We start from the raw sequence: 14,280 nt of genomic DNA, 5'->3' as shown, positions 1-14,280 counted from the left end.
AATTTAGCGCTAAGCTTAGCTAAATTCGCCAAAATTCTAAATTAATTTCAGCATCGCGGCGCTTGAAATTATGAGAAATAATAGGGTTCTTTGCACGCCAGAAATTTCTCGCAGCGGACGAATACGCCCGGCATCACGGCGCCGATCGTGGCGATCCCCGTATAGAACGTATGCTAGCGCCGCGCTATGTATTTAAAAGCAAGCATAAATATAAAAAGTTCGCAATCGCGCAGACGACGGTAAATAGCCGCTCTTGTGTACCGGCAGCGCGTTTGAATCCTACGCCCAGTCGCACTCAAAAAGCGCTCCGATGAGGATGAAAGCAAAGCTTTGGCGTTAATAAGCCGCCTAAATTTTAAATTTAAAGTGCGATTACGATGGCTTAGATTGAAATTCGTCTTAAAATTAATCCTAAATAATAAATTTTATTATTCGTTTAGAAATTTTAGGCTATAATCGCTTCAAAATTCATTTCAAGGAGAGAAAGATGTTTAAACTTAGAGAGTTGCCGTTCGATGCGGCGCACAACGCGGTCGTAAGCAAGCAAACCTGTGATTATCACCACGGCAAGCACCACGCGACCTACGTGGCAAATTTAAATAAACTTACCGAATCGGGCGAGTTTGCGGGTAAGGGGCTTTACGAGATCGTAACAGCGGCTAGCGGCGGGCTTTTCAACAACGCAGCGCAGGTTTACAACCACGATTTTTACTGGGATTGCATCGCAAAGCCTAGCGAGCCGTCTGCGGAGCTAAAATCGGCGCTAGCGGAAAATTTTGCGGATTTTAAAAGCGAGTTTTTGACTGCTGCTACGGCGCATTTTGGCTCGGGCTGGGTGTGGCTCGCTTACGATCCGAAATCGGGCAAGCTTTGCATCAAAGCGACCCAAAATGCCGCTACGCCGGTGACCGAAGGGCTCGTGCCGCTTCTAGTCGTGGACGTTTGGGAGCACGCGTATTACATCGATGAACACAACGCGCGCCCGAAATATCTGGAAAAATTCTATGCGGGCATCAACTGGGAGTTCGTCTCAAGCGCCTACGAATGGGCGAAAAAAGAGGGTCTCGGCTCTGTGAAATTTTACATCGACGAGCTTCACGGCAGAGATTAAATTTTAAAATTTAAGCGCACGCGGCACGGCGATGCTACATAAAGCAAAACCGCTTAAACGCTCTATAGGTTCGTTGCGGATAAGAACCATGCCCGCAAATTCCTTAGACGCACTGTAGGCTAACCCTGGACGATAATCGCCGCGTCGTTTAGCATGCGCGGTCGATCGCTTAAAATTTTTAATTCAAAGCTAGCGGCTAAATTTCGGGATTTGTCTCGGAATTTAGCCAAAGCAATATTTCTTTTCAATCTATCTTTTAAATTTAATAAAATTCCATCAAGGCTCGGGCGCTAAATTTAATCAAAATTTTAGCCCAAAATCATCCACAGCCCGATCGCGCACATCAGCACCGAGCAGAAAATTTCGAGGTATTTCAGGTGGGTTTTCAGCAGATTTTTTAGCACCGCTCCGCCCAGCGCGTAGATGCTAAGGCAGATGCTTTCGCTTACGCACAGCGTAGCGACGAGGGCGAAGGTGCGCGCGCCGAAAAGATTGTCCGCGTCCAAGAACGGCGTAAAGAGCGCGGTAAAAAATATCCACGCCTTGGGGTTTGAGACCGCGACTACGAAGCCTTGTAGGAAGATATTTTCGCTGCGCTTTTGTTTTTGCAGCTTAAAATTTCCGCGCGCTAAAAAGGTCGCGACGCCCAGATAAAAAATATACGCGCCGCCTAAAATTTTAATCGCGCTAAGCGCCGCAGGGTGCGCAAGCAGAATGCCCGCGACGCCGAATATGCACGCAAGCGCCACGAGCGTGACGCCCAGCACCTGCGCGAGCAGTGCAGGCAGCGCCCTAAGATAGCCGCGCGCGATACCGAGATTTAGCGCGTAGGTCATGTTGATGCCCGGCATCAGCGATATTGGAAAGATCGTAAAGAAAAACAGAAGCATTTCAAACCCCTAAATTGCGCTAAATTTTAAATTTTATCTCTCGCGATACGGCGCCGCTGCGATAGATTTTAAAATTCTAAAATTTAACGCGCTGCGCTGAGGCGAATAAAATTTTAAAATTCCGCCGCGCCGCACCCAAACTTTTCTTGGGGCGGGAAGGGGGCTTGAATTGCGAGGTCGCTCCCCTTCCCGCCTCAAATCCCGCCCAACTCCCGACGACGCCTTACAAGAGGCAGGACGCGCTTGCGTTAAATTTATATTATAGCTGCGGCGCAGTGTGCCGCAGCGCGTAAAAACTCATGCCGCAGTGTGTGTAACAGAGCGAATGGAATTTTAAAATTCCGCCGCACCACCGCGGGCAAATTTAAAATTTAAAACCCTTGCGGCTTTAAATTTGGCCGAAAATCCCGTACCCGAAGATCACCGCGATGATGAGCGGCAGGATAAATTTGACATACAAAAACCAAACTCCCGCGAGCCGCGCGCTTAGATCGCCTTCGTTGGTGAGCTCGTAGATCGCATCCTTTTTTAGCACCCAGCCCACGTAGATGCAGCACAGAAGCGCCGTTAGCACGAAAAATACGTTCGCGCTTACGAAGTCGAAGGCGTCGAAAACCGAGCGCCCTAGAATTTTAACGTCCGCAAGCACGCTGCTTGAGAGTATGCAGGGTAGGTTGCCGAGCACGAAGACGCCGCCGAGCGTTAAATTTACCGCCTTTAGCGTTGAAAATGAGAAGCGCTCCTCGACGAAATTTATGATGACCTGATAGATCGTGATCGACGTCGTAAGCGCGGCGATGAGCAAAATCGAGAGAAAGACCACCGCGACGGCGTTACCGAACGGCATGTGCGAAAACGCGATCGGCAGGCTCTTAAAAACTAACGACGAGCCGCTGCTCGGCTCAAGCCCCGCGCTAAAGAGCGACGGGAAGATCATAAAGCCCGCAAGCACGGCGATGAGCGTGTTTACGACTGCGGTGATGGTGGCTGTTTGCATCAGCTTCTCGTCTTTGTTGAGGAAGCTAGACAGCGTGATCATCACGCCGAATCCGAGCGAGAGCGCGAAAAAGACCTGACCCAAAACGTCGATCAAAAGCTTGGGCGTGATCTTGGCAAAATCGACGCCGAGATAAAATTTCACGCCTTCCTTTGCGCCCTCAAGCGTTAAATTTGTAAGAATTACGGCGATGAAGCATAAAAATAGCGCGGGCATTAGAAATTTTACGAATTTTTCGATCCCCTCGATGATGCCGTTTTTCAAAATGTACCAGTTGATCGCTATGAAAACGAGCGTGTAAGCTCCGACGCCGAGCGGGCTATTTTCGATGTGATCTGCGTAGAATTTTTGCGTAAATGCGGGGTCTGTGATCCGCGCGGAGAGGTCGAAGTTGCCGCTTACGATGTTTACGATATAGGTTAGCACCCAGCCGCCGAGAACCATATAGTAGGCTAAAATTCCAAACGCACCGATTACGCCCATGATGCCTACGATCTTCCATGCGGGCTTTATGCGCGAGCCATCCTTTTTAGGCGCCGTGAAGGCATCGACGCAGTTTCTTAGCGCGCGGCGTCCGATGACATTTTCTACCAAGATCATCGGGATTCCAAGCACGATCATCGCGATGCAAAATATGAGCACATAGGCGCCACCACCATTTTCGCCGACTAAATACGGAAACCTCCACGTGCAGCCAAAGCCGATCGTGGCGCCTGCGACGGTTAAAATATATGTGAGCTTGCTGCTCCATGTCTGTCTCGGCACGCTCCCTCCTTAAAATTGCTCTTTTTTGAGCTTGTCGAGGAAGTCCTCGATATTGTATTTGGCGCGGTAAGTCTCGCTGATGAGATGGACTATGATGTCGCCGAGATCGACGACGCTCCACTCATCGCCGCTTTCGATAGCCAAAAACTCCTCCCCAAGCGGCTTGAGCACGCTTTTTAGCTCCTCGATGAGCGAGGCTGCGTGGCGGGCGGTCAGCATAGTGGCGATAACTACGAATTTCGCGATATATTCGCGCCTCTCCATATCGATGATCTGGACGTCTTCGGCTTTCTTTTCGTTTAAAATTTCGGCGATCCGCTCCGCCCTTTGCTTTGGATCTTGCATATCTTTCCTTTTATAAAATTTTATGACCTCTGCTGCGATCTTGGGCGGGATTTCGCCTTTGAAATCTCGCCTAAAACCGCTTGAGCTCGCATCTACGGCAATCTCGAAGCGCCTTAGAGCCGCCCACTGCCGCGGGATCTCGTAGCCGGGTCTCGTAAGCACTACAAACTCCGCTAATTTCTGCAACTCGCCAAAATCGCGCCATTTATGAAGCTCTGCTAGGTTGTCGGCACCCACGACGATGTAGAGCTTTGATATTGTATCCGTACTGCTTGCGCTACCTATGCAATTTACTGCGTTGCCTGCGCTATGCGCGTCGTTCGTATCATTTATGTCGCTCGCATCGCTTGCGTCATCCATGTCATTTGCGCCGCCTGCGTCGGTCATACAATTCGCATTGTCGCTTGAAATTTCGCTTGCATTTGTGATTTCGCTCGCGTCTGCGCTTAAAATTTTATTCGCGCTTAAAATTTCGTTCCGGACAACGCTCGGAATTTTGCTAGTACTCGAAATTTCGCCCCCGACGGAGTTTGAAATTTCCCTCATGACGATGTCGGACACTTTGCTTGCGACGACGCTTGAAATTTTATCTGCACTTAAAATTTTGCTTGCGTCGTTTGCACCGCCCGCATTACTTTTGCAGCCGCCCGAAATTCCACTTACCGTGCTTTGCGAAATTCCATCCGTTTCGTTTTCGCCGCAGGTCGAAATTTCATCTGCTACGCCGCCTTGCAAAGCTTCGTTTTTTGCGTTGGCAGAGATACTTACTCTATCCGTATTAACGGCGGTGCAGGCGTCGCTGCTTAGAATTTTACTTATATCGCACGACAAAGCTCCGTCTATTTTCTCAGGTAAAATTTCGCCCGCGCTGCTCGAAATATAAGCATCGGTGCAAATTTCTCCCGCAATATTTGCGCCGTCAGGTAAAGCCCTATCCGTTACGGCTGTCGGGGTTTTGCTCGCCGTGGCTGCCGTCTCTGCCGCGATTTTGCCGTTTCCGCCGTATTTTTCGAGCAGAAATTTCACGCTTTGTATCGTGGGTACCGGGCGATTTTGCGAAATTTCATAATCGCTTACCTCTATGCGCGGGGTGTCGCTCCACAGCGCGCGGCACCATCTAAGCCGCAGCTGCGGCGGCACCGAAAAGCTCTTTTTAAACGGGTTTAGAAATGACGGCATTATGATTAGCAAATCGGGCTTTAGGCTTGATAAGATCGCCTTTACCGCGGCGTCGTGTCCTGCGTGCGGCGGATCGAAACTGCCGCCGAAAAGCGCGATCTTCACACGCCCGCTCCGCACCGCTCCGCACCGCAAAATTTTTCGCCCTTCGCCGTAAATTCCGCGGCATAAAATTTTGCGCGGCGCAATCTTGCTTTATGAAATTTTACGCCGCAAAATTCCGTTTCGTTAAGTTTTGTTGCAAAAAATCCTGTGTTTTGCAGCACGAAAAATTTAACGCCGCGCTTTCTAAATTTTGCAGCGCAAAATCCAGTGGCTACGAAGCGGGCGTTAGAATTTGAGTTTTTGTAAGGCTTTCGCACGGGCCGCCTACATATATTTTTCTAAAACGCGCGGGATTTCGATGCTGCCGTCTTTGCGCTGGTAGTTTTCCATTACCGCAATCAGCGTGCGGCCGACCGCGAGCGAGGAGCCGTTTAGCGTGTGAACGAGGCTGTTTTTCTTGCCGTCTTTGAAGCGGATCTTGGCTCTGCGCGCCTGAAAATCGCGACAGTTGCTGATCGAGCTGATCTCTCTGTATTGGTTCTGCCCCGGCAGCCAAACCTCCAAATCCACGGTCTTTGCGGCGCTAAAGCCAAGATCACCGCTGCAAAGCAGCATGTGTCTATGCGGAAGGCCTAGGCTAGCTAACAGATCGCTCGCGCATGAAATCATCTCCTCAAGCATCTTTGCGCTATCCTCTGGGCGCGTGATGGCGACGAGCTCGACCTTTTCGAACTGGTGCTGGCGGATCATGCCGCGCGTATCGCGCCCCGCTGAGCCCGCTTCCTTGCGAAAGCAGTGGCTGTAGCTGGTGAGCTTGATCGGTAGCTCCTCGCTGCGTAAAATTTCATCGTTAAAGAGATTTGTCGCTGTAACCTCGCTCGTAGGGATGAGGTAGAGGTTTTGCTCCTCGTCGTCAACGCGGTAGAGGTCGTCTTTAAATTTAGGCAGCTGACCCGTGCCGTAGAGGATCTGATCGCGTACCAAAAACGGCATATTTACGAGCTCGAAGCCGCGCGAGTTGTTAAATTCGATCATGTAATTGATGAGAGCCATATTCAGTTTTGCGCCAAGACCTCGGATCGCGGTGAAGCGGCTGCCGCTGAGTTTGACGCCGCGCTCGAAATCAAGCCATCCCAGCGCCTCGCCGAGCTCGAAGTGCTGCTTGGGCGCGAAGTCGAACGTGCGCGGATCAAGCACCTTTTTGATACAGACGTTTTCGTTCTCGTCCGCACCGATCGGCACGTCGTCGTCGATGATATTCGGCACGCACGCGGCGATCGCCTCTAAGTTTTGCTCGCGCTCGTTTACGAGCTCGCTTAGGCTTTGGATCTTTTGCTTGTTTTCCTCAAGCTGCGATTTTAGCGCGCCTACGTCCTTGCCCTCGCGCACGGCGAGACCGAGCTCCTTGCTCTTTGCATTTTGCACGGCTTGAAGATTCTCTAACTCCGTCTTTTTGGATTTTAGTTCGTTGTAGGCATCCAGTAGCGATTGCAGGGTTTGCGGCGGGACTTTTTTGGCGATGAGTTTTTTATTAAATTCGTCGAAATTCGTCTCGATAAGTTTTAAATTTATCATTTTCTACCTCTTTTTGGTAATTTAAATTGCGACATTTTAACTAAAGTTTGCTTTAAATACTCAAAATAAACCCACATTTAAGCAATACGGATGAAAAAAAGTGATACAATTCCGTAATATTTTATTATGAAAGGTATTACATGAAGGCAAAATTTGCTTTTTTAGGAATTTTCGCGGCGAGCCTTGCGTTCGCGCATTTTGGCGTTTTTACAACGGATAAAAATGTCGTAGAGGATCAAAAAGACGCTACTTTAAAGCTAAATTTGGAATTCTCCCATCCGTTTTTACAGGAGTCTATGAATCTACAAAAGCCCGCAGAATTCGGCGTTTTTATTGATGGTGAGAAAAAATCGCTCCTAGGTAGCTTAAAAGAGCAGAAAAAGGGCGAAAATTCCTATTTCACGGCGGAATTTAAAGCTGACAAGCCATCGCTTTTGGCGTTTTATTTCGATCCCAAACCCTATGCCGAGCCGGCTGAGCGCAAGATGATCCGCCATATCACCAAAACCTACGTCGATGCTTACGGCGCGGGCGAAGGCTGGGATAAGCCGCTCGGGCTAGAGGCGGAGATCGTGCCGCTAGTGCGGCCTTATGCGCTGTATGCGGGCGAGATATTTAGCGGAGTTTTTTTACTACATGGAAAGCCCGTCCCGGGCGCGGACGTGGAGATCGAGCTATATAACGATAAGGGCTACAAAGCCCCTAGCGAGGCGCATGTCACGCAGGTCGTTAAAACCAACGGCGCGGGCGAGTTTAGCTTCGTGATGCCGGTTGCCGGCTGGTGGGGCTTTGCGGCTCTTAGCGAGGAGGAAGCCGCCAAAGGAAGCGAGCAGCCCGTAAATGAGCTGGGAGCCGTACTTTGGATCAAGGCAGACGAGCTGAAAAAATAGGGGAGCGGCTCGGTGAGATCTCTTTTTTCGGGCAAAATTTGCGCCGCCGCGGATAAATTTAAATTTACGCTTTGGCAGGGCTTTGAAATTTTATTTTCGCGCGTTTTGCTTTTGGGTGTAAAATTTCCAGCGAATTTTGCGGCTAAAATTTTACGGGGCGAAATTTTGTTGTTTTGCACCCGCGCGCAGTCTGCGTCTCGGGGTTTGGTTAAAACTTTACGGAGCAAAATTCCGCCGAGTAAAATTTTAAGTAACGAAGCTCTGCTGCGTGGAATTTTGCTCGGTAGGAATCCGCTCTTAGTAGCTTCGAGCCGCGAAATTTCATATCCATGGATTTATGAGCTTAAAATACCAGCACGTAAAATTTCGTTTTTTGAAATTTTGCAAACCCTACCTTTTAAAATTTCACAGGCTCTGTTTTACTGCGCGAGCGTCGCACCGAGATCGCTCGGAGCCTCAAATTTTACGTCGCGAAATCTACTTGCCGCTTCCGCAAATACAGCAATTAAAAATTCTTGCACCGTGCGAGCCGTAAAATTTATCAAATTTGCCGGTTCCGTAAGCAGTTCCGAGGCTGCTTCGAGTCTTGCGCTAACAGCCGCCGCAAATAGGACGCAAGCCGCGAGTTTTACAGCCGAAAATTCTGTCGTGATTAAAGCCGTAAAAGCAAGACCTGTAGTAATCAAAGCGATTATCGTAAAGTTCGCAAATGCCTTAAATTTAGCCACTTCGCGCGTTTTTGCGCGTCTAAAAAACGGGAGCGATTTAAAGGAGGCGAGCCGTGCACATTAGCGAAGGAGTTTTGAGCGCGCCCGTGCTGCTTGCCGGCTGGGCGGTTACGGCGCCTGCGGTAGCGGCGATTTTATGGCGCGTAAAGCAGGCTGAGATCCCGAGGATCGCATGTTTTAGCGCGCTATTTTTCGTCGCCTCTTTCATGCACCTGCCCGTGGGTGTCAGCTCCATGCACCTGATGCTAAGCGGGCTCGTGGGCGCGTTTTTGGGCTCGCGCGCGATCTTGGCGATTTTTGTCGCGCTATTTTTACAAGGGGTATTTTTCGGCTTCGGAGGGCTTAGCGTGCTCGGTGTAAATACCGCAGTCATCGGCTTTCCGGCGGTTTTGGGCGGGCTCTTTGCCGCCGCCGCAAAAGCGCAAGAGCTAAAAATGCGCATGCAAAAAATTTATCTATTTTTGGCGGGTTTCGTGCCGATCGTCTGCTCGATGCTGCTTCTTGATCTCGTGCTTTTCATCAGCGGGCGGGAGTTTTTTGCTATCGCGACGCTCATCTCGCTTGAAGGCGCAATCTTAGCTGTTTTGGAAGGGATCATCACTCTTTTTGCGCTTAGCTTTATTGCGAAATTTTACGGCGGACAGAGGCGATGAGAGCGCTATTTTTCTTAACGGTTTTGATCTCCTTCGCATTTTCGCATGCGCTTCATCTTTTTGCGACGCAAGAGGGCGATAGAGTGGCGATTTATAGCTATTTTTATAAAAATTCTCCCTGCATGCAGTGCGAAGTTTTAATCAGTGCGGACGGGCGCGAAATTTTGCGCACTAGGACCGATAAAGAGGGACTTGCGAACATACGAATACCAGCTAAAAATTTTACTATTCAAATTTACGGAGGTGCAGGGCACGGCGCGCAGATGGAATTTAGCGCCGAGGACTTTACGCCGCAGGATTCCGGTGATCCCGAGAATTCTACGCCGCAAAATTCTGACGTTTCTGAAAATCCTATGCCGCAAAATTTGAACGCCGCTAAAAATTACGCGCCTAAAGGCAGTGTGTCTGAAGATAAAATTTCAAGCACTTCCGAGCCTTTGGAAAATTCCGCCTCGCGAAGCATCTCGCCAAAAGAAAGTTCTAAGAGCGATATTAGGAGCATGGCGTTTCAAAGCCAGTCCGCTGAGGCGCCTAAAATCGCGCTTTGTTTAGCCTTGATTTTCGGCTTTTTTGCTTTAATGTGGCTAGCGAAAAGAGCGCGCAAATGAGCCCCGCCGTATCACTGCTCGCGTTTTTCATCTTCAGCTTCGGCGTCGGACTTAGCGGACAGCTTTACGCAGCGTTTTTTGCCCCGCCGCTACTTCTTTTTGCGCTTAAAATTTCGATTGCGCACGCAGTATGCGCAAGGCTTGCGGTATTAAATATCTTTGCGATTTTAAGCGCGTTAAGCCCCGCCATAGTCGGCAACTACGAGCTTGCGGGCGTGATATTTTTGCGCGCGAATTTGATAATGGCGTTTGCAATTTTGCTATTTTACGGCAAAGACGAATATTTTTTCGCGCGCGGATTTTACGGGCTCGGGCTCGGCGAAAAGCTAAGCACTTTGGTGTATTGCTGCGGGCGATTCGTAAATTTTTTACGCTCGGATCTAGCGAGGCTGCAAGCACTTTTGCGGATGCGCGGATTTGTAGGGACGAGCGGAATTTTCACCTATAAAATTTATGCGAATTTGATCGGGATTTTAGCGATTTCGGCGCTTGAGCAAGCAAGAAATTTAAGCCTGGTGATGAGCGCGCGAGGATTTTGCGGTAGGCTATTTTACGAGCGTTGCGAGGGCTTGAGCGTCTCGGGGACCTCGTTTTTGGCGTTCGTGCTGGCGTGTGTATCTGTTAAAATCGGAGCTATCTTATGAGCTGTTCGCTTAAGGCGTATGGAATAAGTGCTAAAAACGGCGAGCGAGAAATTTTTCGCGGCGTAAATTTGAGCGTAGGGCATAAGGAAAAAGTAGCGATCTTGGGCGCGAACGGGCAGGGCAAGACGAGCCTGCTTCAAATTTTAGGCGGCCTAAGGCAATGGGGCGAGGGCGAAATCGAGCTTTTCGGTGAGAAGCTTGATTGTGCGGAGGATTTTGTAAAATTTCGCCACGAGATCGGGTTTTTGTTTCAAAACAGCGACGATCAATTTTTGTGCGCGAGCGTGTTTGAGGACGTCGCATTTAGCCTGCGTGCGCAAAATGAGCGGTTAAAACGAGCACAAAACGCGGAGAAAAGGCGTGGAATTTTTTCTAAATTTTTTGGTCGTAAGGCGCAAATTTTAAGGCAGGGCAGCGAAAACGACCATCTAAAAAAGCTTGAAATTTTAGGTGAAGAGCAGATCAAGCGCAAGGCACTGGAGACGCTGCGACGCTTGGGAATCGAGCATCTGTGCGAGCGGGTGCCCTTTCATCTAAGCGGCGGCGAGAAAAAGCTGGTGGCGCTTGCGGGTGCGCTGGTGTGCGAGCCTAGGATACTGCTACTGGACGAGCCTACGACGGCGCTTGATGAGGCGATGCAGGAGCGCGTGGCGGGGATTTTGGCGGAGCTTGACGTAAGCGAGATCATCGTTTCGCACGATAAAAGCTTCATCGATAAAATCGCAGATAAAATTTATTATTTAAAATCTAACGGGCTGTATGAAAGTCCATGATAAAATCATAGATAAATTTATCGTTTAAAATCATGAGGCTTGTATAAAAGTCCATAATGGCGACCCTTGCGGGATTTGAACCACGCGTTTTCGCACTGAGAATGCAACGTCCTGAGCCACTAGACGAAAAGGTCAAGAAGCCGCATTATAGCGACAAAAACAAAATTTTAGATAAAATGCCTGCGGCGGTGCAAGCACAAATTGCTTGGAATTTTAAAAGCCGGCGCGGCATAGATAAAATTTGCGACGTAAATTTTATGATTTGGCTGAAATTTCATATATGAAAAAAGTCTAGCCGATCTTTTCCATCGCCTTGTTTTTAAACGCTACTGGATTAGCGACAAATTGGAAGCTAACTGCCGTGCCGCCGGTACCTCGCACCACTATGGTGCCGAATTTTAAAATTCGTCCCAAGATACTCTGCATTACGGATATGCTTTCGATTTTTTCATATTTTAGCTCCGCCGTTTCGCGACTGATAAGACCCTTTTTGCCGATTATACGCTGATTTGTGATGGCGAGCTCATTTGTCTTTAAAACAATAAACCCGTGAATTAGCGCCGCTATAAAACCGCCAAAGCATATGAATGAAAGTCTATCGTCTTTATTTATGATTCCAACTATCGCGGGAATCAATATGACGATAGCGGAGATAAAAACCGCCCGGTGAATTTTAGCTTTAGCAATTACATTTTCGCTATTTAGAAGGTTAGACTCTACGTAACCCATAAATATCCTTTAAAATAATTTTAGACTTGAATTATATCCCTGCCCCATTAATCTTGACTTAAATTTCGTGTAGCGAAGGTTTGCACTATGGCGGATTGGACGATCGGAATTTACGCGTAAAATTTGCATTAAATTTTACTTTGTCGGCTGCGAAATTCGGTGCAAAATTTATAGTTAAATTATGCGCGTTAGACTTTTAAAATTTTAAATTTAGCGGCGCGAAACTGCCCCGCTCGCGCCGGGCAATCGCCCTATGCCGCATAAATTTATCAAAGCTTAGAAGTTTAGTGAAGCACGCGCGGAGTTTAAAATTTTACAAATATACTAAATTTTATAGCCGCACGATGCGTTTGAAATTTTAGCGCGTGATACGAACTCGCTATGGTTGAGGCAAGCCCTTGTGAATATAAAATTTGTTAGCGCAAAGTGCGAAAAAGCGGCTAGCGTGCGAAAAATTTTAAGCTCGCTAGCCTAATTTGAAATTTTACAGCTGCCCGCTCTAAAATCCGAGTGCTTTTTGAATTGCGAGCGTCTGCGCTACGACGCGCTCTAGCTGCTGCAAATTTAGCATATTCGGCCCATCCGAAAGCGCGTGGGCGGGATCAGGGTGCGTTTCGTAAAAAAAGCCGTCCACGCCCACGGCCGCCGCCGCTCGTGCGAGATACGGCACGAAGCGCGAATCGCCGCCGCTCGTAGCGCCGATACTAGGCATCTGCACGCTGTGCGTCGCGTCGAAAATGACCGGCGCAAACTCGCGCATAATCGGCAGCGAGCGCATATCAACGATCAAATTTCCGTAGCCAAAGGTACTGCCGCGCTCGGTAAGCCAAACGCCGTGGCGGCGCGCCAGATCGTGCATCCCTTCGCCGCTCGGCTGTGGGGCGCTTTGAGCAGAATTTGCAGCGCTCGAAGCATCGCAGGCATGGGCGGAATTTTGCACGCCCGATCGTGCACCACAAGAATTTCGCACGCCTAGCACCGAAGATCCGCTATCTGTATTACTTTGAGCGCCGCTTTGCACGCAGCGAATTTCGGCATCGTCGGAGCAGGCGCTGTTTTGAGCGGCCTTTGTATCGCTAGATGCCGCACCGCTTTGCGGGGTATAAGCCCGCGCACTGCGGGTTTGCAGCACCTTTTCGACGCTGTGTTTCATCGCCTGCGGCGATAAAAACTGACCTTTTTTGATGTTTACTACCGCTTGCGTGCTGGCTGCGGCGACGAGCAGATCGGTTTGGCGGCACAAAAACGCGGGTATTTGCAGCACGTCGGCGACGCGCGCGACGGGCTCTGCCTGGTAGCTTTCGTGGATGTCGGTTAAAATTTTATAGCCGAACTTTTCCTTTACCTCGGCTAAAATTTCGCAGCCGCGCTCAAGCCCCGGGCCGCGGAAGCTTGAGATGCTGGTGCGGTTGGCTTTATCGAAGCTGCTTTTGAAGTAAAATTCCACCCCGCTCATTTCGTTAAATTTGCGTAAACTTTCCGCGACTTGCATTATCAGCTCGCGACTTTCGATCACGCAGGGTCCTGCGATCAGTATCATGAAATATCCTTTTTTAAAATTTGCGCGATTTTAGCGAAATTTTACTAACTCTTAATAGGGCTTGCCGAAAAATTTCTCGTAATGTTCGTAAAAGCGCTTGTAGTAGGGGTTTGAGTAGCGTTTGCGCATGCCGTAGTTGTAGCACTCGATCGTGTCTTTTATATTTTTATTTTTGGCGTTCCAGCATTTGCGCAGGATTTTAGCGCATTTGGTAAGGTTATACATCGGGTTGAATATATAATCGATCTCATTTTGGCTGAAATTTACGGCGTTTAGCTGCCCAAGCCCTACGTCGATGCTAAATCCGTCCTCATACAGGTACTTGGCGATCTGCACGGCGTAAATTTCGTTTGCCGGTATTATCGTAACGACCCATTTGCTGGAATTTAGGCTGTAGCTGCTCGTCTTGATACGGATATTTTGATTGCGCAGGCTTGCGAAATAATCGGCGTTTGCTTTGTTTGTCAAAAAGGAGATCGTGTAGGGCTCAAAGTCGCTTTCGATTTTGACGATGGTGTAGAGGATCTCGGGCTTGACGCCTTCGTTTTGCGCCACGGCGGCGATGGCATTTACGATCTCATTCGGCGAGTAGGCGAACGCCTGAAGCGTTAAAAACAGGGCAAGAACCGACTTTTTCATCTAAATTTACGCGACCTTCGGTGAAATTTTATTTTGCAAGTATAGCACAATTTGAGTTTTTTAGCCATTGTTTAAGTGAAAATTAATCATATTGTATATATAATCACATTTCTTTTTTGAGCCCAAACGGTCGCTTAGCTCAGCTGGTAGAGCGCCACCCTTACAAGGT

The 14,280-nt window shown here is 48.9% G+C and carries 16 protein-coding genes and 1 tRNA gene; 8 read left to right on the top strand and 9 right to left on the bottom strand.

The features are described 5' to 3' along the window. Nucleotides 1-487: 487 nt before the first annotated feature. Complete coding sequence (sodB, locus tag Q0340_RS04455; RefSeq protein WP_298082334.1) at nucleotides 488-1,111, top strand: superoxide dismutase [Fe]; 624 nt, start codon at nucleotides 488-490, stop codon at nucleotides 1,109-1,111. A gap of 308 nt (nucleotides 1,112-1,419) precedes the next feature. Here sodB and Q0340_RS04450 read toward each other — a convergent pair whose 3' ends face one another. The 5 genes from Q0340_RS04450 to serS all read right to left on the bottom strand — a co-directional run bounded on the left by Q0340_RS04450 (nucleotide 1,420) and on the right by serS (nucleotide 6,907). Further along, nucleotides 1,420-2,001, bottom strand: a complete 582-nt coding sequence (locus Q0340_RS04450) for a LysE family translocator (protein WP_298082333.1) — start codon at nucleotides 1,999-2,001, stop codon at nucleotides 1,420-1,422. A gap of 388 nt (nucleotides 2,002-2,389) precedes the next feature. Continuing rightward, the gene (locus Q0340_RS04445) at nucleotides 2,390-3,763 is read right to left on the bottom strand and encodes a sodium-dependent transporter (RefSeq protein WP_298082332.1); all 1,374 of its coding nucleotides are present in this window, start codon (nucleotides 3,761-3,763) and stop codon (nucleotides 2,390-2,392) included. A 9-nt stretch (nucleotides 3,764-3,772) separates the two neighbouring features. After that, nucleotides 3,773-5,392 carry a ribosome silencing factor gene (rsfS, locus tag Q0340_RS04440; protein WP_298082331.1) on the bottom strand — a complete coding sequence of 540 codons (1,620 nt, stop codon included), beginning with the start codon at nucleotides 5,390-5,392 and terminating at the stop codon, nucleotides 3,773-3,775. Further along, nucleotides 5,389-5,649 carry a hypothetical protein gene (locus Q0340_RS04435; RefSeq protein ID WP_298082330.1) on the bottom strand — a complete coding sequence of 87 codons (261 nt, stop codon included), beginning with the start codon at nucleotides 5,647-5,649 and terminating at the stop codon, nucleotides 5,389-5,391. Before Q0340_RS04435 ends, rsfS begins: the two co-directional genes overlap by 4 nt. Nucleotides 5,650-5,656: 7 nt before the next feature. After that, on the bottom strand, nucleotides 5,657-6,907 hold the full coding sequence (gene serS / locus Q0340_RS04430; protein ID WP_298082329.1) for a serine--tRNA ligase: 1,251 nt from the start codon (nucleotides 6,905-6,907) through the stop codon (nucleotides 5,657-5,659). Between the two features lie 140 nt (nucleotides 6,908-7,047). On the opposite strand from serS, the gene Q0340_RS04425 reads away from it, so the two are divergent. Genes Q0340_RS04425 through Q0340_RS04400 form a run of 6 tightly spaced genes read left to right on the top strand, consistent with a single transcriptional unit; the run spans nucleotide 7,048 to nucleotide 11,203 of the window. Further along, entirely contained in the window at nucleotides 7,048-7,797 is a 750-nt protein-coding gene (locus tag Q0340_RS04425) for a DUF4198 domain-containing protein (RefSeq protein WP_298082328.1), read from the top strand. A 12-nt stretch (nucleotides 7,798-7,809) separates the two neighbouring features. Then, nucleotides 7,810-8,589: a hypothetical protein gene (locus Q0340_RS04420; protein ID WP_298082327.1), complete on the top strand. Its 780-nt coding sequence runs from the start codon at nucleotides 7,810-7,812 to the stop codon at nucleotides 8,587-8,589. Continuing rightward, a complete protein-coding gene (gene cbiM, locus Q0340_RS04415) occupies nucleotides 8,579-9,178 on the top strand; it encodes a cobalt transporter CbiM (protein ID WP_298082326.1) in 600 nt (199 codons plus the stop codon). The genes Q0340_RS04420 and cbiM overlap by 11 nt, the downstream gene beginning before the upstream one ends. Then, nucleotides 9,175-9,786: a hypothetical protein gene (locus Q0340_RS04410; protein ID WP_298082325.1), complete on the top strand. Its 612-nt coding sequence runs from the start codon at nucleotides 9,175-9,177 to the stop codon at nucleotides 9,784-9,786. Before cbiM ends, Q0340_RS04410 begins: the two co-directional genes overlap by 4 nt. Next, on the top strand, nucleotides 9,783-10,430 hold the full coding sequence (locus Q0340_RS04405; protein ID WP_298082324.1) for an energy-coupling factor transporter transmembrane component T: 648 nt from the start codon (nucleotides 9,783-9,785) through the stop codon (nucleotides 10,428-10,430). The genes Q0340_RS04410 and Q0340_RS04405 overlap by 4 nt, the downstream gene beginning before the upstream one ends. After that, nucleotides 10,427-11,203 carry an ABC transporter ATP-binding protein gene (locus Q0340_RS04400; RefSeq protein WP_298082323.1) on the top strand — a complete coding sequence of 259 codons (777 nt, stop codon included), beginning with the start codon at nucleotides 10,427-10,429 and terminating at the stop codon, nucleotides 11,201-11,203. The genes Q0340_RS04405 and Q0340_RS04400 overlap by 4 nt, the downstream gene beginning before the upstream one ends. Nucleotides 11,204-11,260: 57 nt before the next feature. Here Q0340_RS04400 and Q0340_RS04395 read toward each other — a convergent pair. Continuing rightward, a tRNA-Glu gene (locus Q0340_RS04395) sits at nucleotides 11,261-11,337 on the bottom strand. On the opposite strand from Q0340_RS04395, the gene Q0340_RS04390 reads away from it, so the two are divergent. After that, nucleotides 11,305-11,487, top strand: a complete 183-nt coding sequence (locus tag Q0340_RS04390) for a hypothetical protein (RefSeq protein ID WP_298082322.1) — start codon at nucleotides 11,305-11,307, stop codon at nucleotides 11,485-11,487. The two genes, Q0340_RS04395 and Q0340_RS04390, sit on opposite strands and share 33 nt — an antisense overlap. A gap of 7 nt (nucleotides 11,488-11,494) precedes the next feature. Here Q0340_RS04390 and Q0340_RS04385 read toward each other — a convergent pair whose 3' ends face one another. From Q0340_RS04385 to Q0340_RS04375, 3 genes are all read right to left on the bottom strand, one after another. Next, nucleotides 11,495-11,932: a PH domain-containing protein gene (locus Q0340_RS04385; protein ID WP_298082321.1), complete on the bottom strand. Its 438-nt coding sequence runs from the start codon at nucleotides 11,930-11,932 to the stop codon at nucleotides 11,495-11,497. 499 nt (nucleotides 11,933-12,431) lie between these two features. After that, nucleotides 12,432-13,472 carry a 3-deoxy-8-phosphooctulonate synthase gene (locus Q0340_RS04380; protein WP_298082320.1) on the bottom strand — a complete coding sequence of 347 codons (1,041 nt, stop codon included), beginning with the start codon at nucleotides 13,470-13,472 and terminating at the stop codon, nucleotides 12,432-12,434. Between the two features lie 51 nt (nucleotides 13,473-13,523). Then, on the bottom strand, nucleotides 13,524-14,111 hold the full coding sequence (locus tag Q0340_RS04375; RefSeq protein WP_298082319.1) for a transglycosylase SLT domain-containing protein: 588 nt from the start codon (nucleotides 14,109-14,111) through the stop codon (nucleotides 13,524-13,526). Between the last annotated feature and the right edge of the window lie 169 nt (nucleotides 14,112-14,280).

It is taken from the genome of uncultured Campylobacter sp., from assembly GCF_938045595.1.
Taxonomy (GTDB): Bacteria; Campylobacterota; Campylobacteria; order Campylobacterales; family Campylobacteraceae; genus Campylobacter_B.
Note: the sequence above shows the minus strand (reverse complement) of the source record. Positions and strands in the feature narration are given on the sequence as shown.

Coding starts and splice junctions, on each gene's coding strand:
- sodB (WP_298082334.1), top strand. CDS start 488: ATGTTTAAACTTAGAGAGTTGCCGTTCGATGCGGCGCACAACGCGGTC.
- Q0340_RS04450 (WP_298082333.1), bottom strand. CDS start 2,001: ATGCTTCTGTTTTTCTTTACGATCTTTCCAATATCGCTGATGCCGGGC.
- serS (WP_298082329.1), bottom strand. CDS start 6,907: ATGATAAATTTAAAACTTATCGAGACGAATTTCGACGAATTTAATAAA.
- Q0340_RS04425 (WP_298082328.1), top strand. CDS start 7,048: ATGAAGGCAAAATTTGCTTTTTTAGGAATTTTCGCGGCGAGCCTTGCG.
- Q0340_RS04410 (WP_298082325.1), top strand. CDS start 9,175: ATGAGAGCGCTATTTTTCTTAACGGTTTTGATCTCCTTCGCATTTTCG.
- Q0340_RS04405 (WP_298082324.1), top strand. CDS start 9,783: ATGAGCCCCGCCGTATCACTGCTCGCGTTTTTCATCTTCAGCTTCGGC.
- Q0340_RS04400 (WP_298082323.1), top strand. CDS start 10,427: ATGAGCTGTTCGCTTAAGGCGTATGGAATAAGTGCTAAAAACGGCGAG.
- Q0340_RS04390 (WP_298082322.1), top strand. CDS start 11,305: ATGCAACGTCCTGAGCCACTAGACGAAAAGGTCAAGAAGCCGCATTAT.
- Q0340_RS04385 (WP_298082321.1), bottom strand. CDS start 11,932: ATGGGTTACGTAGAGTCTAACCTTCTAAATAGCGAAAATGTAATTGCT.
- Q0340_RS04380 (WP_298082320.1), bottom strand. CDS start 13,472: ATGATACTGATCGCAGGACCCTGCGTGATCGAAAGTCGCGAGCTGATA.
- Q0340_RS04375 (WP_298082319.1), bottom strand. CDS start 14,111: ATGAAAAAGTCGGTTCTTGCCCTGTTTTTAACGCTTCAGGCGTTCGCC.